The sequence below is a fragment of the Achromobacter sp. Marseille-Q0513 genome, assembly GCF_018195695.1.
Taxonomy (GTDB): Bacteria; Pseudomonadota; Gammaproteobacteria; order Burkholderiales; family Burkholderiaceae_B; genus Achromobacter.
Window position 1 is genome coordinate 1 of the sequence record NZ_JAGTJY010000366.1, and the last position, 1,397, is coordinate 1,397.

Here is a 1,397-nt window from a genome sequence, read left to right on the forward strand (position 1 = left end):
ACCAGGTGAACCGCGCGGTGTCGCAGATGGACGAGGTGACGCAGCAGAACGCGGCACTGGTGGAACAGGCCGCGGCGGCCGCGGGCTCGCTGCAGGAACAGTCGCAGCGCCTGGCCGAGGCGGTGGCGGTATTCAAGATCAACGCCGGCGAGGTCATCGAGGTGCCGGCCCAGCAGCTGGCGCAGCAGCGCAGCGCGCCGCGCGTCTCTGCTGCGGCGCCCGTGGCGCCGAAGGAAGCCAGGGAGCCGGCGATCGAACCGCCGCCGACGCCGGCGGAACCGCCCAAGCCGGCGCCGCGCGTGACGCAGACCGCCCGGGTCAAGCCTGCAGCCGATGGCGCGTCGACCGTGCGGCCGTTGCGCCGTCCGGCCGCCCGCAAGGCCGAGGCGACCGACGTGACCCCGGTGGCGCCCGCCGCGCCGCCCGCCAGCCGCCGCGCGCCGCCGGCGGACGATGATTGGGAGTCTTTCTGACGAGCGTCTCGCGTCCTGGCATTGAATAAGCAGTAGAACAAATCCCTTTCACGCGCTGGCGGCCATAGGGGGCCGCCAGCGCGATTACTGGAATCAAAGAAATGCTTAGCAATCTGAAAGTGCGCACCGGCTTGATGCTGGCCCAGCTGGCCGTCGCCGCCGCCGCGCTGGTGGCGATCGTGCTGGGTTGGAGCAGCATGCAGTCGAGCGCCGAGGCCATCAATGATCTGGACCGGCTGAGCGTCCAGCAGAGCAGCCTCATCAAGGACGTGTACACGCAGATGCTGCGCGCGACCATCCGCGCCGACATCGCCGCCGCGCAGCGCGCCAGTGGCGACGCGGCGGGCGCCGCCGACAACTCCCGCATCGTGCAGGAACTGATGGCGGACGCGAAGAAGAAGATCGACGCGTTCAAGAACATTCCCAAGCTGACCGATCTGGCCAAGAAGTCGGAAGGCGAACTGATCTCGACCTTCGGCAATTTCGCCGAATCGCTGGAAGCGATGATGGCGGCGCTGAACAAGGGCGACGCGGCCGAGTACCTGAAGCTGAAGAACACCAAGACGGCCGCGGCCAGTGGCGCGTTTTCCAAGAGCCTGAACGAGTTCAGCAAGAACATCACCGAATACAGCAACGATCTGGTCGCCTCGGCGCAAAGCCGCACCGCGACCATGGGCGTGGTCTACGCGGCGCTGGCGCTGCTGCTGCTCGCCGTGTCCCTGGGCGCGTTCCTGTTCATGAACCGCGTCATCCTGCGGCCGCTGCGCTCGGTCGGCGAAAGTTTCGACAAGATCGCCGCCGGCGACCTGACCACCCGCGTGGAGATCAGCTCCACCAACGAAATCGGGCAACTGTTCGCGGCGGTCAAACGCATGCAGGAGAGCCTGACGCGCACGGTGTCGGCGGTGCGTCGCGGCGTGGACG

The 1,397-nt window shown here is 67.8% G+C and carries 1 protein-coding gene and 1 pseudogene; both read left to right on the forward strand.

Annotation, left to right across the window (positions count from 1 at the left end):
* Positions 1 to 473: pseudogene (locus tag KDH83_RS30670) on the forward strand (methyl-accepting chemotaxis protein); the annotation flags it as partial.
* 101 nt (positions 474 to 574) lie between these two features.
* On the forward strand, positions 575 to 1,397 hold an 823-nt coding region (locus KDH83_RS30675; protein WP_212322808.1), incomplete at its 3' end, for a Tar ligand binding domain-containing protein.